The organism is Crenobacter caeni (genome assembly GCF_010435965.1).
Classification (GTDB): Bacteria; Pseudomonadota; Gammaproteobacteria; order Burkholderiales; family Chromobacteriaceae; genus Craterilacuibacter; species Craterilacuibacter caeni.
Genome location: NZ_JAAGAA010000002.1, coordinates 40302 through 65348 on the forward strand (window position 1 = coordinate 40302; position 25047 = coordinate 65348).

The 25047-nt window shown below is 67.8% G+C and carries 23 protein-coding genes and 2 tRNA genes; 11 read left to right on the forward strand and 14 right to left on the reverse strand.

What is annotated here, in order from left to right; genetic code table 11:
- Positions 1–70: 70 nt before the first annotated feature.
- Positions 71–2275, reverse strand: coding sequence for a RelA/SpoT family protein (locus GZH52_RS02175; protein ID WP_163314882.1), 2205 nt, complete (start codon positions 2273–2275; stop codon positions 71–73).
- Positions 2276–2285: 10 nt separating this feature from the next.
- Positions 2286–3359 (reverse strand): A/G-specific adenine glycosylase, encoded by a 1074-nt coding sequence (gene mutY / locus GZH52_RS02180; RefSeq protein WP_163314883.1) that lies wholly within the window; start codon positions 3357–3359, stop codon positions 2286–2288.
- Positions 3360–3467: 108 nt separating this feature from the next.
- On the opposite strand from mutY, the gene GZH52_RS02185 reads away from it, so the two are divergent.
- The 3 genes from GZH52_RS02185 (at position 3468) to GZH52_RS02195 (ending at position 8554) form a co-directional block, all read left to right on the forward strand.
- The gene (locus GZH52_RS02185; protein WP_163314884.1) at positions 3468–4748 is read left to right on the forward strand and encodes a THUMP domain-containing class I SAM-dependent RNA methyltransferase; all 1281 of its coding nucleotides are present in this window, start codon (positions 3468–3470) and stop codon (positions 4746–4748) included.
- Between the two features lie 140 nt (positions 4749–4888).
- Positions 4889–5491, forward strand: a complete 603-nt coding sequence (locus GZH52_RS02190; RefSeq protein ID WP_163314885.1) for a MarC family protein — start codon at positions 4889–4891, stop codon at positions 5489–5491.
- Between the two features lie 276 nt (positions 5492–5767).
- Positions 5768–8554 carry an AMP-binding protein gene (locus tag GZH52_RS02195; protein ID WP_203525590.1) on the forward strand — a complete coding sequence of 929 codons (2787 nt, stop codon included), beginning with the start codon at positions 5768–5770 and terminating at the stop codon, positions 8552–8554.
- A 53-nt stretch (positions 8555–8607) separates the two neighbouring features.
- Here GZH52_RS02195 and GZH52_RS02200 read toward each other — a convergent pair.
- The 4 genes from GZH52_RS02200 to GZH52_RS02215 form a co-directional block, all read right to left on the reverse strand.
- Positions 8608–8683, reverse strand: a tRNA-Phe gene (locus GZH52_RS02200).
- Positions 8684–8708: 25 nt separating this feature from the next.
- Positions 8709–8784: transfer RNA gene (locus GZH52_RS02205), tRNA-Phe, on the reverse strand.
- Between the two features lie 113 nt (positions 8785–8897).
- Positions 8898–9962: a 4-hydroxyphenylpyruvate dioxygenase gene (gene hppD / locus GZH52_RS02210; RefSeq protein ID WP_163314886.1), complete on the reverse strand. Its 1065-nt coding sequence runs from the start codon at positions 9960–9962 to the stop codon at positions 8898–8900.
- 51 nt (positions 9963–10013) lie between these two features.
- Positions 10014–10784, reverse strand: a complete 771-nt coding sequence (locus GZH52_RS02215) for a phenylalanine 4-monooxygenase (RefSeq protein ID WP_163314887.1) — start codon at positions 10782–10784, stop codon at positions 10014–10016.
- 169 nt (positions 10785–10953) lie between these two features.
- On the opposite strand from GZH52_RS02215, the gene GZH52_RS02220 reads away from it, so the two are divergent.
- Positions 10954–11436, forward strand: coding sequence for an Lrp/AsnC family transcriptional regulator (locus tag GZH52_RS02220; protein WP_136553568.1), 483 nt, complete (start codon positions 10954–10956; stop codon positions 11434–11436).
- Between the two features lie 89 nt (positions 11437–11525).
- On the opposite strand, the gene GZH52_RS02225 is transcribed toward GZH52_RS02220, so the two are convergent.
- The 5 genes from GZH52_RS02225 to nadA all read right to left on the reverse strand — a co-directional run bounded on the left by GZH52_RS02225 (position 11526) and on the right by nadA (position 16273).
- Positions 11526–12491, reverse strand: coding sequence for a histone deacetylase family protein (locus tag GZH52_RS02225; RefSeq protein ID WP_163314888.1), 966 nt, complete (start codon positions 12489–12491; stop codon positions 11526–11528).
- Positions 12492–12642: 151 nt separating this feature from the next.
- Positions 12643–13731 carry a peptidoglycan DD-metalloendopeptidase family protein gene (locus tag GZH52_RS02230; protein WP_163314889.1) on the reverse strand — a complete coding sequence of 363 codons (1089 nt, stop codon included), beginning with the start codon at positions 13729–13731 and terminating at the stop codon, positions 12643–12645.
- 65 nt (positions 13732–13796) lie between these two features.
- Positions 13797–14465, reverse strand: coding sequence for a protein-L-isoaspartate(D-aspartate) O-methyltransferase (locus GZH52_RS02235; RefSeq protein ID WP_163314890.1), 669 nt, complete (start codon positions 14463–14465; stop codon positions 13797–13799).
- Entirely contained in the window at positions 14450–15193 is a 744-nt protein-coding gene (gene surE / locus GZH52_RS02240) for a 5'/3'-nucleotidase SurE (RefSeq protein WP_163314891.1), read from the reverse strand. The genes GZH52_RS02235 and surE overlap by 16 nt, the downstream gene beginning before the upstream one ends.
- A 162-nt stretch (positions 15194–15355) precedes the next feature.
- Positions 15356–16273, reverse strand: coding sequence for a quinolinate synthase NadA (nadA, locus tag GZH52_RS02245; protein ID WP_163314892.1), 918 nt, complete (start codon positions 16271–16273; stop codon positions 15356–15358).
- Between the two features lie 242 nt (positions 16274–16515).
- Between nadA and GZH52_RS02250 the strand changes: the two genes are divergently transcribed.
- The 7 genes from GZH52_RS02250 (at position 16516) to xerD (ending at position 22664) form a co-directional block, all read left to right on the forward strand.
- Positions 16516–19194, forward strand: a complete 2679-nt coding sequence (locus tag GZH52_RS02250) for a bifunctional acetate--CoA ligase family protein/GNAT family N-acetyltransferase (RefSeq protein WP_163314893.1) — start codon at positions 16516–16518, stop codon at positions 19192–19194.
- A gap of 117 nt (positions 19195–19311) precedes the next feature.
- Positions 19312–19563, forward strand: coding sequence for a 30S ribosomal protein S16 (gene rpsP / locus GZH52_RS02255; RefSeq protein WP_136553582.1), 252 nt, complete (start codon positions 19312–19314; stop codon positions 19561–19563).
- A gap of 26 nt (positions 19564–19589) precedes the next feature.
- Positions 19590–20096, forward strand: coding sequence for a ribosome maturation factor RimM (rimM, locus tag GZH52_RS02260; RefSeq protein ID WP_163314894.1), 507 nt, complete (start codon positions 19590–19592; stop codon positions 20094–20096).
- A complete protein-coding gene (trmD, locus tag GZH52_RS02265; protein ID WP_136553586.1) occupies positions 20096–20863 on the forward strand; it encodes a tRNA (guanosine(37)-N1)-methyltransferase TrmD in 768 nt (255 codons plus the stop codon). Before rimM ends, trmD begins: the two co-directional genes overlap by 1 nt.
- 1 nt (position 20864) lies before the next feature.
- Positions 20865–21233, forward strand: coding sequence for a 50S ribosomal protein L19 (gene rplS, locus GZH52_RS02270; RefSeq protein WP_136553588.1), 369 nt, complete (start codon positions 20865–20867; stop codon positions 21231–21233).
- An 89-nt stretch (positions 21234–21322) separates the two neighbouring features.
- Positions 21323–21796, forward strand: a complete 474-nt coding sequence (locus GZH52_RS02275) for a methylated-DNA--[protein]-cysteine S-methyltransferase (RefSeq protein ID WP_163314895.1) — start codon at positions 21323–21325, stop codon at positions 21794–21796.
- Positions 21777–22664 (forward strand): site-specific tyrosine recombinase XerD, encoded by an 888-nt coding sequence (gene xerD / locus GZH52_RS02280; protein WP_163314896.1) that lies wholly within the window; start codon positions 21777–21779, stop codon positions 22662–22664. Before GZH52_RS02275 ends, xerD begins: the two co-directional genes overlap by 20 nt.
- On the opposite strand, the gene GZH52_RS02285 is transcribed toward xerD, so the two are convergent.
- The 3 genes from GZH52_RS02285 to GZH52_RS02295 form a co-directional block, all read right to left on the reverse strand.
- On the reverse strand, positions 22649–23572 hold the full coding sequence (locus GZH52_RS02285) for an EamA family transporter (RefSeq protein WP_163314897.1): 924 nt from the start codon (positions 23570–23572) through the stop codon (positions 22649–22651). The two genes, xerD and GZH52_RS02285, sit on opposite strands and share 16 nt — an antisense overlap.
- Positions 23573–23642: 70 nt before the next feature.
- Positions 23643–24248, reverse strand: coding sequence for a glutathione S-transferase N-terminal domain-containing protein (locus tag GZH52_RS02290; RefSeq protein WP_163314898.1), 606 nt, complete (start codon positions 24246–24248; stop codon positions 23643–23645).
- A 73-nt stretch (positions 24249–24321) separates the two neighbouring features.
- Positions 24322–25005 (reverse strand): SIMPL domain-containing protein, encoded by a 684-nt coding sequence (locus tag GZH52_RS02295; protein WP_163314899.1) that lies wholly within the window; start codon positions 25003–25005, stop codon positions 24322–24324.
- Positions 25006–25047: the final 42 nt, after the last annotated feature.

The window sequence follows — 25047 nt, forward strand, 5'->3', positions numbered from 1 at the left end:
TGCATTGCATCACGGAATGGCAAGCAGTTTTTTGTGCAAAGCACAAAACGCGACGCATTCCCGTTCCGCCTCAGCAGCGGTACGCCTCCTGCACCCCCTGGATCTCGTTGATATGCGCGATCACCCGGCTGATTTCCTGCACGCCGCGCACCTCGACCGTGAAGCGCATGCGCGCGCGCGCGTCCTTGGTCTGGCTGTTGATCGCGATCACGTTGAGCTTCTCGCGCGACAGGGTGTCCGAGATGTCGCGCAACAGGCTGGCGCGGTCGCGCGCGATGATCTCGATGTCGATCGGGAACACGCTGTTCTTCTGCTCGCCCCAGTCGGCGGTGATCAGCCGCTCGGGCGCCTCGGCCGACAGCCGCTTGAGCGTCAGGCAGTTGCTGCGGTGGATCGAGATGCCGCGCCCCTTGGTGACGAAGCCGACCACCGCGTCTGGCGGTGCCGGCTTGCAGCAGCCGGCGAGGATGGTCATCAGGTTGTCGACCCCCTCGATCAGGATGCCGCCCGCGTTGTGGCCGCCCTTGCTGCGCTTGACGAGATCCTCCGGCGCGAGCTCGGGCGGTGGCGGCGCGAAGCTCTCGATCGCCTGCGCCAGCGCGCGCAAGGAGAGTTCGCCGTGGCCGAGCGCCGCGTACACCTCGTCCAGCCTGGTAAAGCCGAGCTTCTCGGCGAGCGCCGCCTGGTTGGGGTGGTGCGCCGGGTGGCGCGCGAGTTCGCGCTCGAACAGCTGGTGGCCTGTCTCGCGGATCGCGTCGGCGTTCTGCTGGCGGATGTACTGGCGGATCTTGGTGATCGCCTTCGAGCTCTTGACCCAGCCCTCGTGCAGCCAGTTGACGCTGGGACCGCCTTCCTTGGCGGCGAGGATCTCGACGCGCTGGCCGTTGGCAAGCGGGGTCGATAGCGGGACGATCTGCCCCTCGACCTTGGCGCCGCGGCAGCGGTTGCCAAGATCCGAGTGCAGCGCGTACGCGAAGTCGATCGGCGTCGCGCCGGCCGGCAGCGACAGCACGCGGCCCTGCGGCGTCAGCACGTAGATGGTGTCGGCGAACAGTTCGGTCTTGAACGCGTCGGCCAGGTCCTCGCGCTCGGACGAGATCTCCTCGCGCCAGTCGAGCAACTGGCGCAGCCACGAGATCTTCTCCTCGTAAGCCGAATCGCCCTTGCCGCCTTCCTTGTAGCGCCAGTGCGCGGCGACGCCGAATTCGGCGTGCTCGTGCATCTCGAAGGTGCGGATCTGCACCTCGACCGCCTTGTCCTCGGGGCCGATCACCGCGGTGTGCAGGCTGCGGTAGTTGTTGGCCTTGGGGTGCGAGATATAGTCGTCGAACTCGCCGGGGATCGGCTGCCACATATTGTGGATGATCCCCAGCGCCGTGTAGCAGTCCTGCAGCTTGTCGACCAGGATGCGCACCGCACGGATGTCGTAAAGTTCGGAGAAGTCGAGCTTCTTCTTGCGCATCTTCTTCCAGATCGAATAGATGTGCTTGGGCCGGCCGGCGACCTCGGCGTGCACGCCGACGCGTGCCAGTTCGCTGCGCAGGGTGTCCAGCACGCGCTCGATATAGTCGAGCCGCTCGAGCCGGCGCTCGTCGAGCAGGCGGGCGATCTTCTTGTAGCTGTCCGGGTCCTGGTGGCGAAAGCCGAGGTCCTCGAGTTCCCACTTGATCTGCCATACCCCCAGACGGTTGGCCAGCGGTGCGAACACGTCCATGGTCTCGGTCGCGATCTGCCGGCGCAGCGCCTCGTCGTCGACCTTTGGCAGGTAGTGCATGGTCTGCGTGCGCCACGCGAGCTTGATCAGCACCACGCGGATATCGGTGACCATCGCCAGCAGCATCTTGCGCATGGTCTCGGCCTGGCGCGCGCGGTCTTCCGGCGTGGCCAGCCGGTCGAGGCGGGCCAGTTCAGTCAGCCGGCGCACCTTGCCGACGCCCTCGACCAGCATGGCGACGGTCGGGTTGAAGGTGCGCGCGAGCCATTCATGGCCGTTGTCGCGGTAGTCGGGCACCGCGAACAGCAAGGTCGCGGCGATCGCGTCCGGCAGCAGGTCGAGGTCGGCGACGATGGCGGCGGCACCGACCGCGTGGCTGAACACGTCTTCGCCGGTCGAGGGCAGCGTCTTGTCCTGGTAGATCGTTTGCGCCTCGGCGAAGGCACGGGCAAGCAGCTCGCCCTCGGCGGCGGGTAGGGAAGCGGAGAGCCGGTCCAGCCACGCCGCCGTGTCGACGGCGTCGGCTAGGGTATCGGCAACAGGGCGGACGACGGAAACCATACGACTATCACTATGTACTGATCTGGTGGCTGACCGACAGTGTACCCGAACTGAGCGCTTCGAGCAGACGACGCACCGGTGTCGGCACGCCGGCTGCGATCGCCGCCTCGGGCGTCAGCCACTGGCGCGTGTCGTCCGCCGCACAGGGCGCCAGCGTATCTATCTGCACCGGCTGCGGGGTGATCACCAGCTTGAAGTGGGTGAACACGTGGACGAATTCGGGCCACGCCGGCAGCACTTCTCCAGTACCTAACTGCGCGAGCCACACTTCGCTCATCTCGCCGGCGGGCAGCTCGGGCAGCGACATGAGGCCGCCCCACACGCCGGTTGGCGGCCGGCGCTCGAGCAGCACACGGCCCGCGTGGCAGGCGAGCAGCAAGGTCGCGTAGCGGGTCGGCTGCGCCTTCTTCGGGCGCGCCGCCGGCAGTTCGGTTGTGCGTGCCTCGCGGTGCGCCACGCAGTCGGCGGCGAACGGGCAGCGCTGGCAGGCAGGTTTGCTGCGGGTGCAGCAGGTCGCGCCCAGGTCCATCAGCGCCTGCGTGTACGCGGGCATCGAGGATGCGTCCTGTGGCAGCAGCGTCTCGGCCAGCGTCCACAGGGCTTTTTCGATTTCGCGCTCGCCCGTCCAGCCCTCGACGCCGAACACCCGGGTGAGTACCCGTTTGACGTTGCCGTCGAGGATGGTCTCGCGCGCGTTGAAGGAGAAGGCGGCGATCGCCGCGGCGGTCGAGCGGCCGACGCCGGGCAGGGTTTCCAGCGCCTCGCGCGTGTCGGGGAAGCGGCCGCCGAACACGTCGACGACCATGCGCGCCGCGCGGTGCAGGTTGCGCGCGCGGCTGTAGTAGCCCAGCCCGCTCCACAGCGCGAGCACGTCTTCCTGAGGGGCGGCGGCAAGCCGTTGCACGTCGGGGAAGCGCGCGACAAAGCGCGGGTAGTACTCGAGCACGCTACTGACCTGCGTCTGCTGCAGCATGATCTCGGACAGCCACACCCGATACGGGTCGTTCACCTGCCAGGGCAGGTCGTGACGGCCGTGTTCGGCCTGCCAGGCGATCAGGCGGGGGGCGAAGGCTTGCGCTTGCATGCGGCGATCTTTTGCGGGAAAACCGCCGATGTTAGCCCAAATGCCGCCGCGCGGTCAGGAAGCGGCGCGCGAAATCCGCTAAGATGCGGGATTGTTCAAGGAGTCGGCATGTCCAGTTTCAGATCCCGCCAGCGCAGCCAGGCTGGCCGCCATTTCATCCGGCCGGCAGCCGAGCACGAGGCGCGCAAGCCCGAGGCGCCCGCAGAGCGGCGCGCCCCCGTCCAGCGCGAGGCGGCCGTGCGCCCGCCGCGTGAACTCGACCTGTTCGCGCCTTGCCCGCGCGGGCTGGAAGGCGTGCTCGCGCGCGAGCTGGCGGCTTTGGGCGCGGAACGTGTCGAGGCGGGCGACGGCGGCGTGGGCTTTGTCGGCGACATGATGCTGATGATGCGTGCCAACCTCGAATTGCGCACCGCCAGCCGCGTGCTGCTCAGGCTCGCGCACGGCCGCTACCGCGACGAGCGCGACATTTACGCGCTGGCGCTTTCCGTCGACTGGCCGCGCTGGTTCGACGTCAGCCGCACCATCAAGGTCAAGACCGACGGCCACGGCAGCGGCTTGCGCAGCCTGGACTTCGTGTCGCTCAAGGTGAAGGACGCGGTGTGCGACCGCTTCCGCCGCGCGCAGGACGCGCGCCCGAGCGTCGACACCCGCTACCCGGACGTGCGCATCCAGGTCTACCTCGACGCCGAGTGGGCGACCGTCTACCTCGACACCTCGGGCGAGCCGCTGTTCAAGCGCGGCTGGCGCGAGGAGACCGGCGAGGCGCCGCTGCGCGAGAACCTCGCCGCCGGCGTGCTGCTGCTCGCCGGCTACGACGGCAGCCAGCCGCTACTCGACCCGATGATGGGCAGCGGCACCTTGCTGATCGAGGCGGCCGATATCGCGCTCAACCGCGCACCGGGGCGCTTACGCGAATTCGGCTTCACCGAGCTGAGAAGCTATGACGCTGTCGCCTGGGAAGGCGTGAAGGCCCGTGCGCGCCAGGCCGAGAAGCCGGTGGCGCCGCTGGCCATCCACGGCTCGGACCGCGCGGTGCAGATGCTGGTGAAGGCGCGCCACAACCTGGGTCGGGTGGGGCTTGCCGGTGCGGTAACGCTCGCGCAGCGCGACGTGCTCGACGCGCGTCCGTTCGCCGAGAGCGGGCTGATCGTGTGCAACCCGCCCTACGGCGTGCGCCTGGACGAGCAGGACGCGCTCGCCGAGCTCTACCCGCAACTGGGTAGCTGGCTCAAGCAGCACTTCGCCGGCTGGACGGCGAACTTCCTGACCGGCGACTTGCGCATGCCCAAGCTGATGCGGCTGACGCCGGCGCGCAAGATCCCGCTCTACAACGGCGCGCTCGATTGCCGTCTGTTCGTGATCCCGATGGTCGCCGGCTCTAACCGCTAAGCGCCTGTTCACGAGGCGTAGGGCGTTGAAAACGCCTTCGTTCGCGAAACCGTGAACACGCGCCAAGCGACGGCATAACGGGTCAAGGCGTGCGATAATTCGCACGCCTTTATCATTTTGTGCTGTTTTGTCTGACGACCATGGAATCAACCTTCGTTTCCGCGACCATCCTGCTGATCCTGATCACCGATCCGCTGGGCAATATCCCGCTGTTCATTGCCGCGCTCAAGCAGGTCAAGCCGGAGCGGCGGCGGCTGGTGGTCTACCGCGAATGCCTGATCGCCTTCTGTGTGCTGCTCGCCTTCATGTTCGGCGGGCAGACCTTCCTGAAAGTCATGCACCTGACCGACGAGTCGCTGAGCGTCGCCGGCGGCGTGATCCTGTTCCTGATCGCGATCAAGATGATCTTCCCGGGCGAGGGCGGGGCGCTGGGCAGCGACAAGGTTAGCGGCGAGCCCTTTATCGTGCCGATCGCGATCCCGCTGATCGCCGGGCCGTCGGCGATGGCGACCGTGCTGTTGATGGCGACCCGCGAGCCCGAGCGCATGCTCGAGTGGGTGGGCGCGCTGACCATCACCATGCTGGTGACCACCATCGTCTTCCTGTTTTCGACCCGGCTGCAGAAACTGCTGGGCGAGCAGGCGATCACCGCGCTCGAGCGGCTGATGGGCCTCGTGCTCGCCGCGATCTCGATCGAGATGCTGCTAGGCGGCATTGCCGCGTATATCCGCCAGTTCAGTTAACCGTTTCCTACTGTCCGTCAACGACGACGCCCGGCTTTGGCCGGGCGTCGTCGTTTCGGCTGCGCTGCACGCTTAGCTGCTCAGGCAGAGCGTGGGGTGTTCGAGGCGGATCATCAAGTCCTCGACCCGCTTGGCAAGGCTGGCGTGCTGCGCGCCGGTGCTGCACGCGCCAACCTGTGACACGCTAACCTGATGGCAGAAGCAGGGTCGCACCGCCGCTGCCCGCCCCATGGCCGCACCCCTGTCATGAGGCGGATGTTTGTGAAGGAGGAAAGAGTGAACCGCGAAGAGCGTCTGCTGGCCATCGTGCGCGAGTTGGCCGGCGAGCTGAAGCCGGGCGCACCTGAGGTGGCGGGCTACGGGCTCCATCACCATCTGGAGCGCGATTTCGGCCTGGACAGCCTCTCCCGTGTCGAACTCTTTGCGCGCGTCGAGCGCGAACTGGGCGTGCAACTGGGGGAGGACGCGTTCGCCGCCGAGACGCCGGCCGACCTCGTGGTGCTGGCCTGCGCCGCGGTCGCGGATCAGGGCCAAGGCGCGGCTGCACCCGAGGGCGCACCCTCGCTTGGCGGCGCGTTCGTGGCGGCGCCACACGCTCTCGCGACGCTCACCGATGTGCTCGACTGGCATGTCCGCCATCAGGGCGGGCGCGTGCATATCCACCTGCTGGACGAGGCGGGGCGGGACGATGCGGTCAGCTACGCGCGGCTGTCTGCCGCGGCGCGCGGGGTCGCCGCCGGCCTCTTCGCACGAGGCGCCGCGCCCGGCAGCCGCGTCGCGCTGATGCTGCCGACCGGGCTCGACTTCTTTGCCGCCTTCTACGGCGCGCTCTACGCCGGCTGCGTGCCGGTGCCGCTCTACCCGCCGGCGCGTCCGGCGCAACTGGAAGAGCATCTGCACCGCATCGCCGCCATTCTTGCCAACTCGGGCGCGCGCTGGCTGGTGACCGATCCGCGTGCGCGGGTGTTCGCCAGCGCCTTGACCGCCCGCTGCCCGGCGCTGTCAGGCATCCTGACCGTCGGCGAACTGAACGCGGCAGGAGCCCTGCCGCCCCTGCCGCGCCGGCAGGGCAGTGACCTTGCCTTTCTCCAGTACACCTCGGGCAGCACCGGCGAGCCCAAGGGCGTCATGCTCAGCCACGCCAACCTGCTCGCCAACCTTCGCGCGATGCAGGAGGCGGCGAGGGCGACGCCCGACGACGTGTTCGTGTCGTGGTTGCCGCTCTACCACGACATGGGGCTGATCGGCGCCGGCCTTGGCAGCATGGTGATCGGCTTCACGCTGGTGCTGATGTCGCCGCTTGCCTTCCTCGCGCGGCCGGTGCGCTGGCTGGAGGCGATCTCGCGCTACCGCGGTACGCTGTCGGCAGCGCCCAACTTTGCGTACGAAATCTGCGCCGGCAAGCTCGGTGACGAGGAACTGGCCGGGCTCGACCTTTCCTCCTGGCGCATGGCGTGCAACGGTGCCGAGGCGGTCAGCCCGCAGACGCTCGAGCGTTTCGCCGCGCGCCTCGCACCGTACGGCTTGCGCCGCGAGGCGCTGTCGCCGGTATACGGGTTGGCCGAAGCGTCGGTGGGCCTGGCTTTTCCGCCGGTGGGGCGCGGGCCGCGCATCGACCATGTGGCGCGGCGCGTGCTGGCCGACGACGGCGTCGCCGAGCCTGCCCCCGCGGCCGATGCCGGCGTGCAGGCCGTGCCCGGTTGCGGCCACGCCTTGCCGGGGCACGCGCTGCGCATCGTCGACGCGGCAGGTCTGGTGCTGCCCGAGCGGCGGGTCGGCCGCGTCCAGTTTTGCGGGCCGTCGGCGTGCGCCGGCTATTTCGACAACCCGACCGCCACCGCGAAACTGTTCGACGGTGCGTGGCTGAATACCGGCGACCTCGGATATCTGGCCGACGGCGAACTGTTCATCACCGGCCGCGAGAAAGACATCATCATCCGCGGCGGCCACAACATCCACCCGCAGGAACTCGAGGAGGCGGTCGGCCGCATCGCCGGCGTACGCGCCGGCAATGTGGTGGTGTTTGCCGCGACCGACGAGCGCGCCGGCACCGAGCGCCTGGTGGTGCTCGCCGAAGTGCGCGTACGGGACGAGGCGGCGAGTGCGGCGATCCGCCGGCAGGTCGAAGCGTTGGCCGTCGACCTGACCGGGCTGCCGGCGGACGACGTGGTGCTCGCGCCGCCGGGGACGGTCTTCAAGACGTCCAGCGGCAAGTTGCGCCGGGCGGCCTGCCGCGCGGCTTACGAGCAGGGCACGCTGCTGCGCCGGGCGCGCTCGGCGCCGCGCCAGGCGGCTGCGGTGGCTGGCGCAGCCGCACTGGCGAGCGTGCGTGCCGCGTTGCGCGGGGCGCTTGGCGTCTTGTGGCCATGTTGGGCGTGGGTGGTGTTCGTGCTGTGCGTGCCGCTGGTGTGGTGCCTGATCGCGCTGGGGCCGACGCTGCGCCTGCGCCGGCAGACGGCCCGCGTAGGCGCAAGGCTCGCGCTCGCGGCCGCCGGCCTGCGGGCGCGCGTGGAGGGGCTTGAATGGTTGCCGGCGAACGGGCCGGTCGTCGTGGCCGCCAACCACGCAAGCTACGTCGACGGTCTGCTGCTTTGCGCTGCACTACCCGCGCGCTTCGGCTACGTCGCCAAGCGCGAACTGCTGAACGGTGCCTTGTCGGCGCTGCCGCTGCGCCGGCTGGGCGCAGCCTTCGTCGAGCGTTTCGATGCCGCGCGCGGTGCTCAGGATTCAGTAGCGCTCGAGGCGCGGCTCGCGGCGGGCGACGCGCTGGTGTTCTTCCCGGAAGGCACCTTAGTCGAAGCGCCGGGGCTGTTGCCCTTCCATATGGGCGCCTTCCTCGTGGCCGCGCGCACGGGGGCGCCTGTGCTGCCGGTGACGCTGGGCGGGACCCGCGCCTTGTTGCCGGGCGAGCGGCGCTGGCCGCGTTTTGCCCGGCTGTCGGTCACGATCCACCCGCCGCTGTTTCCGGCCGGTACGGACTGGCAATCGGCGCTTGCGCTGCGCGACGCGGCGCGCGCGGCTGTTCTCGCTCAGTCGGGCGAGCCGGACCTGGCGGGACGTTAGGGGGAAGGGCGGAAATGAAAAACGCCCGGCCGGTGACGGTCGGGCGTGGAATCTGGTGGCCAATCGCGGAATCGAACCACGGACACGCGGATTTTCAATCCGCTGCTCTACCAACTGAGCTAATTGGCCTCTCGAAGCAATGCGTAAAGGTGGTTGGTGGCCAATCGCGGAATCGAACCACGGACACGCGGATTTTCAATCCGCTGCTCTACCAACTGAGCTAATTGGCCTTCACGCCTTTGCTGCATCGCGTTCAGAGGCGTGCATTTAACCAGACAAAAACGGCATGGTCAAGCGTGAATTTGGAAAAACCCCGCTTTTCCAAAAAATACCCCTTGCCGGCTCACGTCTCCTGCAGCACGCCGCGCCTGACCTGGTCGTCCTCGATCGACTCGAACAGCGCCTTGAAATTGCCTTCGCCGAAGCCCTCGTCGCCCTTGCGCTGGATGATTTCGAAGAAGATCGGGCCGATCACGGTTTCGGTGAAGATCTGCAGCAGGATGCCGCCGCCGTCCTGCGGCGCGCCGTCGATCAGCACGCGGTTGCGGCGCAGCCGCTCGACGTCTTCGCCGTGGCCGGGCAGGCGCGCGTCGACGCGCGCGTAGTAGCTGTCCGGGGTGTCGAGAAAGCGCACGCCGGCGCCTTGCAGCGCCTCGACCGTCGCGTGGATGTCGTGGCTTGCGAGCGCGATGTGCTGGATGCCCTCGCCGTGGTAGGCGTGCAGGAATTCCTCGATCTGGCTCTTGTCGTCGGCCGACTCGTTGATCGGTATGCGGATCTTGCCGCACGGGCTGGTCATCGCCATCGAGCGCAGGCCGGTCAGCTTGCCTTCGATGTCGAAGTAGCGGATCTCGCGGAAGTTGGCGATGTCCTGGTAGAAGCTTGCCCAGTGCTGCATCTGGCCGCGGTGCACGTTGTGCGTCAGGTGGTCGATCGAGTGCAGGCCGACGCCGGCTGGGTGGCGATCGGCGCCGGGCAGCGCGACGAAGTCGACGTCGTAGATCTCGCAGCCGTTGGCCAGCGGTTCGACCAGATAGATCGCCGAGCCGCCGATGCCTTCGATGGCCGGAATGTTCAGCTCCATGAAACCGGCCGGGTGCGTGTACGGCCGCGCGCCGTTGGCGAGCGCGTATTCGTACGCGCGCGCGGCGTTTTCGACCCGCCATGCCATCGCGCACGCCGATGGCCCGTGCGCCTGGCCGAACAGGTGGGCCGGGTGGCTGTGCTCGGCGTTGACGATGAAGTTGATGTCGCCCTGACGGAACAGGCTGACGTCCTTGTGGCGGTGGCGCGCGATTTCGGTGAAACCCAGCGTGGTGAAGAGCCGCTTGAGTTCGGCGATGCCGGCCTTGTCCGGTGCGGTGTACTCGACGAACTCGAAGCCGTCGCAGCCTAGGGGGTTGAACATGCTGTCTCCTTGCTTGTTGTCGGACGGTCGGGGTCTTTGCCCCGTCCCGTTTCAGCCGGAAAGCCCGGCTTGTTCGGTCCAGCGCGCGAAGCCTGCTTCGAGCGCGTCGAAACTGTCGATCACGAAGAGTTCGTCCTGCAGGTGCCAGACGTCGTAATCGGTGCGTGCGATCAGGTCGGGATCGAACGCGTGCTTGCGCGTCGCGTCTGACAGGCTGTAGCCCACTTCCTGGTGCGAGGAGAGGATGCCGGCGCCGTAGATGCGCAAGCCCTCGCCGGTGCGGATCAGCCCGAATTCGACGGTGTACCAGTAGAGGCGGGCGAGCGCGTGGCGTACCGGGTGGCCAAGGCTGTGCGCGCGCACGCCGGCTTCGCCAAATTGCTGAAAAAAGGCGGCGAAGCGCGGGTGGATCAGCAGCGGCGCGTGGCCGACCAGGTCGTGGAAGATGTCCGGAGCCGGCGTGTAGTCGAGGTCGGCGGCGTCGCGGATGAAGTCGGTTGACGGGAAGCGGCGCTCTGCGAGCATCGCGAAGAATTCATCGTCGGGGACGATGCCGTCGACGCGCACCAGCTGCCAGCCGGTGTGCGCGGCGATGCGGTCGCTGATGTCGGCGAGGCGGGGAATGCGCTCGCAGATCAGCCCGGTGTCGGCGATGGCCTGCAGGTACTCGTCGCACGCGCGGCCGGGCCACAGGGCGCGCTGGCGCCCGATCAGCGTACGCCAGACAGCGTGTTCGGCCTCATCGTAGACCGGTACCGGCACGCCGTGGATATCCGGCCAGCGCGTGCTGGATGTCCTGGAGACGGCAGGGGCTGCGAGCATGGCGGTTTCTCCCTTGCAACACTAAACGACGCAATCTGACACCATTATCTGGACTGAATTTGGCATTTCATTCTAGAGTAGGAGCGCTGCAATTAATGTGCGTTCTCGGTGTGCCGCGCCGGCCTGCACGGATAAAAATTACAAACAAATCGTCTTTACAGGAGAAATCATGCCGACTGTTGCGCTGGATAAAACAGACCTGAAAATGCTGGCCGCCCTTCAATTGAACGGGCGGCTCTCCAACGTAGAACTGGCCGAGAAGGTCGCGCTGTCGCCGTCGCCCTGCCTGCGCAGGCTCAAGCAACTTGAGGAGTCGGGCGTGATCCGCCAGTACGTGGCCCTGCTGGACCCGGCGCGCATCGGGCTGGGGCTGCACGCCTTCGTGCGGGTCAAGCTGGAGAAGCGGGGGGGGAGCAGCCTCAAGGGCTTTATCGAGGCGGTGCAGGGCTGGAGCGAGGTGGTCAACTGCTACGCGATGACCGGCGAGATGGATTATCTTTTGCAGGTGTACTTCGAGGACCTCGAGCACTTCTCGCGTTTCGTGATGGACCAGTTGTTGCAGCAGCCTGGGGTCGAGGACGTGAAGTCGAGCTTCGTGCTCAAGGATTTCAAGCAGACCACCGCGCTGCCGCTGAACCAGATCGGCGTGTGACGCGATCGGCCGCCAGCGTCGGTGGCCTCATCCGCAACAAAGCCTGCTTGCGGGGCAAGCAGGCTTTGTCTTGTGCGCGTGCCGGCCGCTTACAGGTCGGACAGCACGCGGATATGCGCGGCGGCGCTGCGCCCCAGCGCGGAGAGGTCGTAGCCGCCCTCGAGCACCGACACCAGCCGGCCCTGGCAGTAGAGGTCGGCGACCTGCACCAGGTGGCGGGTCACCCACTCGAAGTCCGCCTCGGTCAGCCCCATCGAACCCATGTCGTCCTCGCGGTGCGCGTCGAAACCGGCCGAGATGAACAGCATCTGCGGCTGGAAGTCGTGCAGCAGCGGCAGCCAGACCGTCTCGACGACCTCGCGGAAGTCGCGGCTGCCGCTGCCGGCCTTCAGCGGGATATTGTGCAGGTTGGGGTTGCTGCCGGCCGGCGTGTCGCCGCTATACGGGAAGAAGGGGTGCTGGAAGGTCGACACCATCATCACGCGCGGGTCGTCCTTGAAGATTTCCTCGGTACCGTTGCCGTGGTGGACGTCGAAGTCGATGACCGCCACCCGCTCGTACTTGTACACCGACAGCGCGTGGGCGACGCCGACGGCGATATTGTTGAAGAAGCAGAACCCCATCGACTTGGCGCTCTCCGCGTGGTGGCCCGGCGGGCGGATCGCGCAGAACGCGTTGGGCGCCTTGTCCTCGCACACCAGCTCGACCGCCTTGACCACCGCGCCGGCGGCACGTTGCGCGGCGGCCAGGGTGCCCGGCGACATCGCGGTGTCCGGGTCGATGCGGAAGGTGCCGACATGCGGCGCGCAGGCTTCCAGGTACTCGACGTAACGCGGCGGGTGCACGCGGGTGAGCTGCTGCATCGTCACCTGCGGCGCTTCGACCTCCTGCAGGCTGTCAAAGAGTTGCGACGCCATCAGCTGGTCGCGGATCGCGATCAGCCGCTCGGGGCATTCCGGATGGCCGACGCCCATATTGTGGCCGAGGCAGTCCTTGTGGGTGATATACGCGGTCAGGCCGGTGCGGTGCCAGCGATTCTTGAGCCAGGAAAACAAGGGAACGTCCTTACTTGCTTGCGCTTGCGGCGGGCGGTCAGATTATGACCTTTTGATAGAGTTTGCTCTAATCGGCCGGTGAATGCAAACGCGCGGCGGCCCGTTACGGGACGCCGCGCGCAAGGGACGCCGGGTGTGGCGGGAAAGCCAATCAGGGCTGGCTGCCCAGGTGGTTTTCCGGGTTGACCGGCTTGCCGAATTCGCGGATCTCGAAGTGCAGCTTGACCTGGTCGGCGTCGGTATTGCCCATCAGCGCGATCTTCTGCCCCTGCTTGACGCTCTGGCCTTCCTTGACCAAGAGGTCGCTGTTGTGCGCGTACGCGGTCAGGAATTCCTTGTCGTGCTTGACGATGATCAGCTTGCCGTAACCCTTGAGGCCGTTGCCGCTGTACACCACCTTGCCGTCGGCCGAGGCGAGGACGGGCTGGCCGGCCTTGCCGGCGATGTCGATCCCCTTGTTCTTGTCGTTGAAGCGGCCGACCACCTTGCCCTCGGTCGGCCACAGCCAGCGGCCCGTTCCTGCCGCCACCGGCTGGGGCGTGCTGTCGGTGGCGGCCTTGCTGGCCGGCGCTTCCGCCTGCTTGACGGGGGCGGCCACCGGGGCGGGGGCGGCGGGCTTGGCCGCCGGTACTGCCGCGACAGCGGGAGCGGCTGCGACAATCGGCGCCGGCGCCTTGGCGGCCGGCGAGGCACCCGCACCACCTTCGCTCAGGCGGGCCAGCTCGCTCCCAGCCTGGGCGCTGTACGGCAGTTTCAGCGCCTGCGGGTAGGGCTTGAGCGTGCCGCCGGCAACCGCGGCCTGGGCCGGCGACGGGCTGGCGCGGACCACCGGCGCGGCGGCGGGCGAGGCGCTGGCCATGGCCGGCGTGCCGCCCGGCGGCGTCAGGCGCAGTACCTGGCCGACCTTGATGTCGAAGGTCTCCATGCCGTTCCAGCGGGCGACGTCCTGATGCTTGAGGCCGTTGTTCAGCGAGATGCGGTACAGGTTTTCGCCCGGCTGCACGATATGCGTCTTCGCGCCGAGTGCCTGCGCGGACGCGCCGGCCGGCAGGGCGATCGCCTCGGCGCTGCCTTGCATCTGGGGCGTGGCCGGTGCGGCGCCGTAGGCGGGCGCCTGGGCACCACCGCTGACGATGGGCGCGGCCGGCTGCGAGGTCTGCGCGCAGGCCGTCAGCAGGAGCAGGGTGCCGGTACCGGCGAACTTGAGCAGGGTGGAGCGTGGGTTTCGGTTCTTGTTCATGCTGTTCATGCCATCTGTTGGGCGGCGCCGTGCGCCGTCCGCGTTGGATTCGGGGACCCGCCGGGTCAGACGCGACCGCTGAGCAGGGGGACGAACTTGACCGGGTCGAGCCGGGTCTGCCGCAAGCCCTGCGGGGTCTTCTCGAGCAGCAGCAGGTACTGCTCGTCGTCGCCCAGCGGCATGATCATGCGGCCGCCTTCGGCCAACTGGTCGACCAGCGCCTGCGGCACGAAGCGCGCCGCGCAGGTCATGATGATGCCGTCGAACGGCGCCACGTCGGGCAAACCGGCGTGGCCGTCTGCATGGACCAGCCGCGCGTGGATGAGTTTCGCCGCGCGCAGGTTTTGCCTCGCCTTGGCGAGCAAGGGACCCAGCCGCTCGACCGAGTAGACGTCGGCGCCGCTCTCCAGCAGCACGGCGCTCTGGTAGCCGCAGCCGGTACCGATCTCGAGCACCTTGCCGGCCGGCCGGCCGGTGAGCAGCAGCTCGGTCATGCGGGCGACGGTGAACGGCTGCGAGATGGTCTGGCCGTGGCCGATCGGCAGCGACACGTCGTCGTAAGCGCGGCTGGCCAGCGCCTCGTCGACGAAGACATGGCGAGGTACCCGCCGCATCGCCTCGAGCACGCGTTCGTCGCGGATGCCGCCCTGATGGAGGCGCTCGACCATCCGAGCACGCGTGCGTTCCGACATCATCCCCCAGCCGTGCGCACGCGGGCCTACGGTTGCAACCATGCCTTGACTCCGTCCAGTTGGGGGTACGCGGTGAGGTCGATCGACAGCGGGGTGACCGACGCCAGGTTGTTTGCGGTGGCCCAGAAGTCGGTGCCTTCGCCGGCATCCTGCGCGGCGCCGACCGCGCCGACCCAGTACACGGCTTCGCCGCGCGGGTTGCGCGCCTGGATCACCGGCTCGGCGTGGTGGCGGCGGCCCAGACGGGTCGTCGCTACGCCGGCGAGCGCCGGCAGCGGGATATCCGGCACGTTGACGTTGAGTAGCACCGGCGCGCCGAACGGGCGCTCCCGGAAGCGTTCGACCAGCCCATCCACGACGTGGCAGGCCGTCGCGAAATTCTGCCCGCTCTTGCCGCACAGCGAGACGGCGACCGACGGGATGCCGAGCAGGTAGCCCTCGGTCGCGGCGGCGACGGTGCCGGAATAGATGGTGTCGTCGCCCATGTTGGCGCCGTGGTTGATCCCGGAGAAGACCATGTCGGGGCGGAAGTCCAGCCAGCCGGTGACCGCCAGGTGCACGCAGTCGGTCGGCGTGCCGTTGACGTAGTGAAAGCCGTTGGCGGCCTGGCGCAGCGTCAGTGGCCGATCCAGCGTCAGCGAGTTGCTCGCGCCGCTGCGGTCGCGCTCCGGCGCGACGACGACCACCTCGCCGTGGCGGCCGAGCGTGGCCGCCAGGGCGGCGAGCCCGGGGGCAAAATAACCGTCGTCGTTGCTGATCAGGAATCTCATGGCGGGCCTCTAGTGCGAGTGTCCGATTGTATCCTCGCCGGCGGTGCCGCCCAAGCGGGTTGCGCAAAAATGCGGCAATGGTCTGGCTTCCCGGCGGGAAGCGCGCGTCTGCATGCAACAAAAAGCCCTCGCGCGGGCGAGGGCTTTGGGGTCGGGGCAGCCTTACGCGTAGTAGTGGCGGCTGAACTCGAGCATGCGTTCGATCGGCACGCGGGCGGCGGCCATCTCGGCCTCGCCCAGGTAGTCGATTTCGGTGCCTTCGCCTGCCTGCGCGCGGCGGACCGCGTCGATGGTGTTCATTTTCATGTACGGGCAGGAGTTGCACTGGCAGCCGGCGTAGATCGGCGCCTGGCGCAGGTCGAGGTCCGGGCGGGCCAGCCCCATGTTGTAGAGGATGCCGTCCTCGGTCGCGACGAATATCACCGCGCGCGCATCGCCCTGGTAGGCCTTGACCCAGTTCAGCATGCCCGAGGTCGAACCGACGTAGTCGGCCTTCTTCAGCACCGGCAGCGGGCTCTCCGGGTGGGCGATCAGGTACTTGCTGCCCGGCACCGCGTCGAACGCCTCCTGCAGCGCGGCCTCGTTGAACTTGTCGTGTACCTCGCACACCGCCGACCATAATGGCATATCGTAGCCGTACTGGTAGTTGAGGTACGCGCCCATATTGCGGTCGGGCGAGAAGATCACCTGCTTACCCTCGGCGTACAGGTGGGCGATGATGTCGTCGACGTTGCGGCTGGTGACGATCCAGTCGGACAGCGCCTTGTGCTGTGCGCTCGAATTGATGTACGACACGTGCACGTGGTCCGGGTGGCTTTCCCGCCAGCGCTTGAGCGCGGCCACGTCGGTCTGGGTGACCAGCGAGCAGGTCGACCCGGCGTCGGGCAGGATCACGCGGGCTTGCGGGTTGAGGATCTTGGCGGTTTCGGCCATGAAGCGCACGCCGGCGAACACGATGGTGTCGGCTTCCGCCTCGCGGGCGTACAGCGACAATTCCAGGCTGTCGCCGACCTTGTCGGCCATCTGCTGGATTTCCGGTTGCGTGTAGTAGTGGGCAAGGGTGACGACGCGGTTCGTCATGATTTGTTCGTAAACTCCGTGGTCGGATGCAGGCCGGACTCGACGTGGCGATTGTTGCGGTGCAATATTTCGTCAGGAAACGCTACAGCGTAACAAGTTTGCGTAACCGGCGCCACCCGGCCCCTGTCGGTGGTGCATGCTAGTGTAATCCATGGGCGTCGGTTGGCAATTGCTTTGGGTTAGACTGGCGCAGGCGTTGCCAGGCCCGCCCGTGTGTACGGCCGCTTACCCGGAATAGATCCATGAAGCCCCATTATCTGACCCCTCTGTTTTCCCCGCGCAGCGTCGCCGTCGTCGGTGCGAGCGACACCCCCGGCTCGGTCGGCCAGGCCGTGTTCGCCAACCTGCTCGCCGGCAACTTCCAGGGCAAGCTCTACCCGGTCAACCTCAACCACAAGACGGTCGGCGGCGTGCCGGCGACCGCGTCGGTGCGCCAGATCGAGGCGCCAATCGAACTGGCGATCGTCACCACCGCCTTGAGGACATTGCCCGCGATCATGCGCGACTGCGGCAAGAAGGGCGTGCAGGCGATGCTGTTGGCCAAGGAGTTTTCCGACAGCGAGGAGTCCGACCGCGAGCTGATGGCCGAGGCGCTGGCCATCGCGCGCGAACACGGCATCCGTGTGCTCGGCCCCAATGTGCTCGGGCTGATGCGCCCGGTTGCCGGTTTCAACGCGACCAACTACACGAGCCGGGTCAAGGCGGGCAACCTGGCGCTGGTGTCGCAGTCGTCGGCGCTCTGCACGGCGATGCTCGACTGGGCCGACAGCAAGGGGATCGGCTTTTCCAGCGTGATTTCGGTGGGTACCGCGCTTGACGTCGACTTCGGCGAGATCCTCGACTATCTGGTCGCCGACAGCTTCACGCAGGGCATCCTGCTGCACGTCCACCATATCCACGACGCGCGCCGTTTCATGAGCGCGCTCAGGGCGGCTGCGCGCACCAAGCCGGTGGTGGTGATCAAGTCCGGTCGCCACGATGACGAGGCCGCGACCGAGCTGACGCTGCACCCGCACATGCTCGAGAGCAGCGACGTGTTCGACGCCGCGCTCTCGCGCGGTGGCGTGCTGCGCGTGCAGACCATCGCCCAGCTGTTTACCGCGGCCAAGGTGCTGGCGGCCAACTACCGGGTCGGCGGGCGGCGGCTGGCGATCGTCACCAACGGCATCGGCCCGGGCGTGCTCGCCGCCGACAGCGCGCGCGCCAACGGGGTCGAGCTCGCTCGCCTGTCGCCCGAGACCGTCGCCCGCCTCGACGACGTACTGCCGCGCAACTGGTCGCGCGGCAACCCGGTCGACATCATCGGCGACGCCTCTCCGGTGCGCTTTCGCAGCGGGGTCAAGGCCTGCCTGGATGACCCGGGCGTCGACGGCGTACTGGTGGTCTTCACGCCGCAGGCCGGCACCGACCACCTGACCACCGCCCAACTGATGGTCGGCCTGCAGCGTGAGACCGGCAAGCCCATCTTCCTGTCGTGGCTGGGCGACGCCAAGGTGTCCGAGAGCCGCGAGCTGTTTTCCAAGAACAAGTGCGCGCATTTCAGGGCGCCCGAGTTCGCGATCGAGGTGTTCCGCAACCTCGCGGCCTACCACGAGAACCAGCAGTTGCTGCTGCAGACACCGGGGCCGCTCGAGGGCGAGCGGCGCGCGCCCGACCTGACCGCCGCACGCGCGGTGATCGACGGCGCGCTCGCCGAGGGGCGGCGCCTGCTCTCCGAGCGCGAGTCCAAGGCAGTGCTCGCCGCGTTCGGCGTGCCGGTCAACCGCACCGAACTGGCCCGGGACGAGGACGAGGCGGCCCTGCTGGCGGCCGGGATTGGCTACCCGGTGGTGCTCAAGGTCGACTCGCCCGACATCATCCACAAGTCCGACGTCGGCGGGGTCGAGCTCAATATCGGCAACGAGGCGAGCCTGCGCCAGGCCTGGGCCGGCATCGTCGAGCGGGTGCGCCGGCTGCGCCCGGACGCGCGCCTCTCGGGCATTTCGGTGCAAGCCATGAAGAAGCGCGGGCACGCGCGCGAGGTGATGGTTGGCGTCAGCCACGACGAGACCTTCGGCCCGGTCATGCTGTTCGGTGCCGGCGGCATCGCGGCCGAGGTGCTGCAGGACTACGCGCTGTCGCTGCCGCCGCTGAACGACTACCTGGTCGGGCGCATGGTCGCGCGCACCCGGGTCGGCAAGACGCTGGGCGCATTCCGCAACCTGCCGGCGATCGACCGGGACGCGTTGCAGGAGGTGCTGCTGCGGGTCTCGGAGATGGTGTGCGAACTGCCGCAGATCCGCGAACTGGACGCCAACCCGCTCTTGGTCGACGAAAACGGCGTGCTCGCGCTGGACGCGCGCATCATCGTGCAGCCGGTCGAGCCCGATACCCTGCGCTACCGGCATATGGCGATCATGCCGTACCCGACGCACCGCGTCAGCGAGGCCGCCCTGACCGACGGCACGCGCGTGCGCATCCGGCCGATCCGCCCGGAAGACGCGCAGATGCAGCAGGCGTTCGTGCGCAACCTGTCCGACGAGAGCCGCTACAACCGCTACCTGTCGAGCATCAAGCAGCTGTCGCAGCAGATGCTGGTACGTTTCACCCAGCTTGACTACGACCGCGAGATGGCGCTGGCGATGGTGTGCGACCGAGGCGGGGGCGAGGAAATGCTCGCCGTCGCCCGCTACATCACCGACCCGGACATGGCCTCGTGCGAGTTCGCGCTCGAGGTCGCCGACAACTGGCAGGGCAAGGGGATCGGCCAGCTGTTGATGGGCGTGCTGTTCGACGCGGCGCGCGAACAGGGGCTGACCACCATGCGCGGCGAGGTGCTGGCCGCCAACAAGGGCATGCTCAAGCTGATGCACAGGCTGGGCTTCGAGGTGCAGACGCATCCGGAGGACCGCGCGCTGACCATCGTCAGCAAGCCGCTATAGCGTGGCAGGTGTCGCCCGCCGCCGTGCGCGGCGGGATTAAACGCTTGCCAGATAAGGAAAAACTACCCTAGAATTGCACGCTTTTCTACGTTCCGAATTTTTCAAGGACAAACGACAATGGTAGTGATCCGTCTGTCTCGCGGTGGTTCCAAGAACCGTCCGTTCTACAACATCGTTGTAACCGACTCCCGCAGCCGCCGCGACGGCCGCTTCATCGAGCGCGTTGGCTTCTACAACCCGGTCGCCAACGAGAAGGAAGAGCGCGTCCGCTTCGCAATGGACCGCGTCAACCACTGGATCGGTACCGGCGCCCAGGTGACCGACTCCGTCGCCAAGCTGCTCAAGGAGCAGTCCAAGGCGGCTGCCTGATCCGTCCTGAATTGAAGACGGAAACCATGCGCAGCGAAGACCTGGTGGTCATGGGCTATATCAGCGGCGCCTTCGGCGTCCGCGGCTGGGTGAAGATCCACGCGGATACCGAGTATGCCGACAGCCTGTTCGACTACCCTGTCTGGTGGCTGGGCAAGGATGGCAGCTGGTCGGCGTATACCTTCGAGGAAGGTGCCGTCCAGCCCAAGGCGCTGGTGGCCAAGCTCGAGGGGATCAGCGGCCGCGACGCAGCGCACGCGCTGCGCGGTTGCGAGATCGCCGTTGCCCGTGCCGAGTTGCCGGCAGCCGGTGAGGGGGAATACTACTGGACCGACCTGATCGGCCTTGAAGTGTTCAACCCGGCCGGCGAGCGCCTTGGCAAGGTGAAGAACCTGATGCAGACCGGGGCCAACGACGTGCTGGTCCTCGACGATCATGGCAAGGAACGCCTGCTGCCCTTTGTCGAGCAGGTGGTCCTCGAAGTCGATCTTGCCGGTGGCCGGCTGACGGCCGACTGGGGGCTCGACTACTGATGCTGATCGACGCCATCTCGCTGTTCCCGGAGATGTTCGACGCGGTCACCCGTTTCGGCGTCAGCCGGCGGGCAGTCCAGATCGGCGTCTGCGACTTCGCGGCGTGGAATCCCCGCGATTTCACCCACGACAATTACCGCACCATCGACGACCGGCCTTACGGGGGCGGCCCCGGCATGGTGATGATGATCGAGCCGCTGGCCGCGGCGATCGGCGCCGCGCGCGCACGGCAGGCCGCAGCCGGCGTGGCGGACAGTCACGTGGTCTACCTGTCGCCGCAGGGCACGCAGCTTAGCCACCGCAAGGCGGTCGAGCTGTCGGCACGGCCAGGGCTGATCCTGCTGTGCGGCCGCTACGAAGGCGTCGACGAGCGGCTGATCCGTACCGAGGTCGACGAGGAAATTTCCATCGGCGACTACGTCCTCTCCGGCGGCGAGCTGCCGGCGATGGTGCTGACGGATACGGTGCTGCGTTTGCTGCCCGGGGTATTGGGTGACGCCCAGTCGGCGGACGAGGATTCGTTCGCCCACGGCCTGCTCGATTGCCCGCACTATACGCGGCCCGAAGAGTATCAGGGCATGCGGGTGCCGGATGTATTGCTGTCCGGCAATCATGCGCTGATCGCCAAATGGCGGCTCAAGCAGTCGCTGGGGAGGACGTGGCAACGTCGCCCGGAACTGCTCGAAGGCCGTCCGTTTACAAAACAGGAGTCTCGGCTGCTGGCAGAGTACCAGCAGGAACAAGATTCCCAAAAACCGGAGCATTAAGATGAACCTGATCCAGCAACTGGAAAACGAAGAAATCGCCCGCCTGGGCAAGACCATTCCCGAATTCGCACCGGGCGATACCGTTATCGTCCAGGTGAAGGTGAAGGAAGGCAACCGTGAGCGTCTGCAGGCTTACGAAGGCGTGGTGATCGCCAAGCGCAACCGCGGCCTGAACAGCTCGTTCATCGTGCGCAAGCTGTCCGCCGGCGAAGGCGTCGAGCGTACCTTCCAGACCTACTCCCCGCTGGTGGCTTCGATCGAAGTCAAGCGCCGCGGTGACGTGCGTCGCGCCAAGCTGTACTACCTGCGTGGTCGTACCGGCAAGTCCGCACGCATCAAGGAAAAGCTGCCGGCCCGCAAGGCTGGTTAATGCAGCAGGGTGGAGCATCGCTTCACCTGCCGCGACCCGAAGCGCAAGGCATGCCTTGCGCTTTTTTCATGCCTGTAAGGAGCGCCGAGATGGACGCCTACGACGCGGTGATCGCCACCCCTTGCACCCGGCTCGGGCTGGTGTGCACGGACGACGCGCTGCTGCGCGTCGACTTCCTGAGGCCTGACGCGCCGCTGGTCGCGCCTGCCGCCGGCTCGCTCGCCGCGCGGGCCGCAGAAGAGCTGGGCGCCTGGTTCGCCGATCCGCGCTTTTGCTTCACGGTGCCGCTCGCGCCGCGCGGTACGCCGTTCCGCCTGCGCGTGTGGCAGGCGCTGGCGCAGATCCCGCCGGGCGAGGTGCTCAGCTACCAGGCGCTGGCGATGCGGGTGGGTTCGGTCGCGCGCGCGGTCGGCACCGCCTGCGGCGACAACCCGCTGCCGATCTTCATTCCTTGCCACCGGGTGGTCGCCGCGCGGGGGCTGGGCGGCTTCAACCATTCGACGGACGGCGACATGCTGTCGGTCAAGCGCTGGCTGCTCGCGCATGAACAACGAAGACCTTGACCTGATCGACCTGTTCGTCGACCACCTGCTGCTTGCCGACGGGCTGTCGCGCAACACGCTTGACGCGTACCGGCGCGACCTCGCCAAGCTCGCCTCCCGTCTGGCCGGGGAGGGGGGGGCATTGGCGACGGCCACCTCCGAAGACCTGGCCGCCGTCCTGCAACCGCAGGACGGTGAAAAACCGGCCACCCGCGCGCGGCTGATTGCCGCCTGCCGCCGTTTCTACCTGTTCCTGTTCGATAGCGGGCAGCGTGCCGACGACCCGGCGCAGCGCCTGAAAGGGCCATTGCCCAGGCGCACGCTGCCGCGCACGCTCAGCGAGGCGGACGTCGACGCGCTGCTCTCGGCGCCCGATACGGCGACGCCGCTGGGGCTACGCGACCGGGCGATGTTCGAATTGATGTACGCGACCGGCCTGCGCGTATCCGAACTGGTCGGCCTGCAGTTGTCGGAACTCGATCTCGCCGCCGGCGTGGTGTCGACCATAGGCAAGGGCAACAAGCAGCGGCTGGTGCCGATGGGCGAGCCCGCCCAGCAGTGGCTGGGGCTATACCTGGCCGACGCGCGGGTGCAGCTATTGTCAGGGCGCGCCTGCGAAGAAGTGTTCGTGACGGTACGCCGCGCCGGGATGACGCGGCAGATGGCGTGGCATTTGATCAAGCGCTATACGGGCATGCTGGGCATCGCGGGGGTCAGCCCGCACACGCTACGCCACGCGTTCGCGACCCACCTCGTCAACCACGGCGCCGACCTGCGCGTGGTCCAGCTATTGCTCGGCCACGCCGACATCTCGACCACGCAGATCTACACGCATGTCGCGCGCGAACGCCTGCGCGCCTTGCATGCGCGCCATCACCCGCGCGGCTGATCGTGGCTGGCGCCACCGGCCCAGTAGAGTCCGGCGAGCACTGCGCTGGCGCCGGCCAGCTGCAGCGCGCCCAGCGCCTCGCCGAACATCAGCCAGGCGAGCGCGGCCGAAATCACCGGCTGCAACAGCAGCAACAGCGAGGCCGAAGACGCCGGCAAGGCGGCGAAGCCCTTGCCGACCAGGCCCTGGCCTGCGCAGTGCACGCACAGCGCCATCATCAGCAGGATGCCCCACGCCATCCAGCCTTGCGGCCACCAGTGTTCGCCCGAGATCAGCATCAAGGGCGCCAGCGTCAGCGTCGCGGCGAGGCTGCTCTCCAGCATCACCGTCTCGAAGCGGCCGCCGGCCATCGCCGGCTTGAGCGCGAGAAAATACGCGGCGTAGAACACGGCGCCCGCCAGCGCGATCAAATGCCCTTCGAGCACCGCGCCGGAGCTGGCGCCGCCGGTTTCTCCCAGCGCGAGCAAGGACGCGCCGCCAACGGCGAGCAGCATGCCGGCGCCAAGCCGGGCGCCCGGGCGTTCGCCGAAGGCGAGCCAGGCAAACAGGGCGATGAAGACCGGCGCGAGGTTGTCGATCAGCGTGGCGTTGGCGACGCTGATCATGGTCAGCGACAAATTCCACAGCGCCAGGTTGAGGCCGAGGCAGGCGCCGGCCACCCACGCCCATACCCGGTGGTGCCGGACGGCGTCAGGCGCGCGGACGGGCGCCCCGGCGAGGCGGCCGTACATCAGCAACAAGAGGACGGGCTGGGCGAGCAGCAGGCGGTAGAAGGCCGAGGCGATCGGCCCGACGTGCGACAGGCGCACCAGAAGCGGCGAGGCGGCAAGGCAGCAGACGCCAAGCGTCAGTTGCACGAGCGCGCGCCGCTGCGCCGGATGCGGCGCAAAGGCGGTCAACGTGGACACGGAGCGGTTCCAAAAACCGCAGCTTAAAATAGGTGTGCTTGCTAGCTATTGACGCAACGCAAGCGGTCCATCAGGCCGGCCGGGTTTCGGCGAATGCCGGCCTTGCCGCGAGCTTGTCCGCGTGCTGGGCGAGCACCGGATGGCGTTCGCGCCAGTCAAGTTCGGGCAGGCGCAGGCTGACATAGTCGAGGCAGCAGCCGCAGGCAATGTCGGCGATGCCGTACGCCTCGCCGTTGCACCAGACGCGCTCGCCAAGCGCGTCGGCCATCGCTGAGAGGCCGCGCTCGACTTTCACCAGCTGGCGTTCGATGCTCGCCGCGCTCTGCTGCGCGTCGGGGCGGCGCCGTTCGACAACGGCGGCGACCAGCGCGTCGCACACGCCGTCGGCCAGCGCTTCCCAGCGGCGGGTCTCGACCAGCGCGCGCCGCTCCTGCGGGTAGAGGCGGGAGACCGGCGAGATGCTGTCGAGGTACTCGGCGATCACGCGCGAGTCGAACAGCGTGCTGCCGTCGTCCAGCTCGAGTACGGGGACCTTGCCCAACGGGTTGTAGCGGGCGACGGCTTCCGCGTCGTCCCACGGTGACAATTCGACGACGGGGCAGTCGATCTTTTTCTCGGCCAGCACGATGCGGGTCTTGCGGGCGAACGGACTGGTAGGGGAGGAAATCAGCTTCATGATGCGTGCAGGGAAATGGACAGGACGGCTGGCGCCGTCCTTGCCCTAACTGTAACGCGGCGCGTGCCGGCTGTCACTGCAGTTCTACGCGGGCGCTCGCGTCGACACCGATGCGGCTGACGCCCGGCTGCCAGTTAACCGGGTCCGGCGCGGCTGCGTCGGCGTTGGCGGCGGCGAACCTGGCCTGCGCAAACACCGGCATCGGCGCGCCGCTGCCCGGGCCGTTCAGCGTCAGTTCGCGCACCGCCTGGCGCGGCTTGCCGAGGCTGTGACCGACCACGCGTGCCTGTGCGGCGATGTCGGCGAGCGCCTCGGGAATCAGCGCCTGCTGGGCGGCGCGGCGTGCCGTCTCCGAGACCTGGAAGCCGACGTTTTCGATCAGCATGAAGCCCTGCAGCCGTGCGACCAGCTCGGAGGCCGCTTGCAGGTCGCGTCCGCTGACCGTCACGCTGGCGCGGCCGCGCCAGCCGTTCACCTTCCTGTCCTTTCCGTATTCAGGCCAGCTGTTGTAAGCGGCCTGCGCGAAGGAGAGCTGCGGGTAACGCGCGGCCTCCTTGCGCGTGCGCTCGAGCGCGCCGCCCATCTCCCGGGCGAGGGCGGCCGGGCTCTGTGCGTCGGCCTGCACGTAGAGGCGGGCGACCATCTCGTCGTTGGCCACTTCGCGCGTAGCGTTGGCGCTCAGGTTGAGCACCACCGGTTCGGCCAGCAGGGAGGCGCACGGCAACAGGGCGGCGAGGGCGAGGCTGTACAGCTTCATGGCATGCTCCATGGGTCAAGGTGCAATGTTTGCCATGATAGC

Coding starts and splice junctions, on each gene's coding strand:
- GZH52_RS02295 (WP_163314899.1), bottom strand. CDS start 25,005: ATGAAGCTGTACAGCCTCGCCCTCGCCGCCCTGTTGCCGTGCGCCTCC.
- GZH52_RS02250 (WP_163314893.1), top strand. CDS start 16,516: ATGAAGCCCCATTATCTGACCCCTCTGTTTTCCCCGCGCAGCGTCGCC.
- GZH52_RS02190 (WP_163314885.1), top strand. CDS start 4,889: ATGGAATCAACCTTCGTTTCCGCGACCATCCTGCTGATCCTGATCACC.
- GZH52_RS02175 (WP_163314882.1), bottom strand. CDS start 2,275: ATGGTTTCCGTCGTCCGCCCTGTTGCCGATACCCTAGCCGACGCCGTC.
- rpsP (WP_136553582.1), top strand. CDS start 19,312: ATGGTAGTGATCCGTCTGTCTCGCGGTGGTTCCAAGAACCGTCCGTTC.
- GZH52_RS02275 (WP_163314895.1), top strand. CDS start 21,323: ATGGACGCCTACGACGCGGTGATCGCCACCCCTTGCACCCGGCTCGGG.
- rimM (WP_163314894.1), top strand. CDS start 19,590: ATGCGCAGCGAAGACCTGGTGGTCATGGGCTATATCAGCGGCGCCTTC.
- nadA (WP_163314892.1), bottom strand. CDS start 16,273: ATGACGAACCGCGTCGTCACCCTTGCCCACTACTACACGCAACCGGAA.
- surE (WP_163314891.1), bottom strand. CDS start 15,193: ATGAGATTCCTGATCAGCAACGACGACGGTTATTTTGCCCCCGGGCTC.
- GZH52_RS02235 (WP_163314890.1), bottom strand. CDS start 14,465: ATGGTTGCAACCGTAGGCCCGCGTGCGCACGGCTGGGGGATGATGTCG.
- hppD (WP_163314886.1), bottom strand. CDS start 9,962: ATGTTCAACCCCCTAGGCTGCGACGGCTTCGAGTTCGTCGAGTACACC.
- xerD (WP_163314896.1), top strand. CDS start 21,777: ATGAACAACGAAGACCTTGACCTGATCGACCTGTTCGTCGACCACCTG.
- mutY (WP_163314883.1), bottom strand. CDS start 3,359: ATGCAAGCGCAAGCCTTCGCCCCCCGCCTGATCGCCTGGCAGGCCGAA.
- trmD (WP_136553586.1), top strand. CDS start 20,096: ATGCTGATCGACGCCATCTCGCTGTTCCCGGAGATGTTCGACGCGGTC.
- GZH52_RS02230 (WP_163314889.1), bottom strand. CDS start 13,731: ATGAACAAGAACCGAAACCCACGCTCCACCCTGCTCAAGTTCGCCGGT.
- GZH52_RS02185 (WP_163314884.1), top strand. CDS start 3,468: ATGTCCAGTTTCAGATCCCGCCAGCGCAGCCAGGCTGGCCGCCATTTC.
- GZH52_RS02215 (WP_163314887.1), bottom strand. CDS start 10,784: ATGCTCGCAGCCCCTGCCGTCTCCAGGACATCCAGCACGCGCTGGCCG.
- GZH52_RS02290 (WP_163314898.1), bottom strand. CDS start 24,248: ATGAAGCTGATTTCCTCCCCTACCAGTCCGTTCGCCCGCAAGACCCGC.
- rplS (WP_136553588.1), top strand. CDS start 20,865: ATGAACCTGATCCAGCAACTGGAAAACGAAGAAATCGCCCGCCTGGGC.
- GZH52_RS02220 (WP_136553568.1), top strand. CDS start 10,954: ATGCCGACTGTTGCGCTGGATAAAACAGACCTGAAAATGCTGGCCGCC.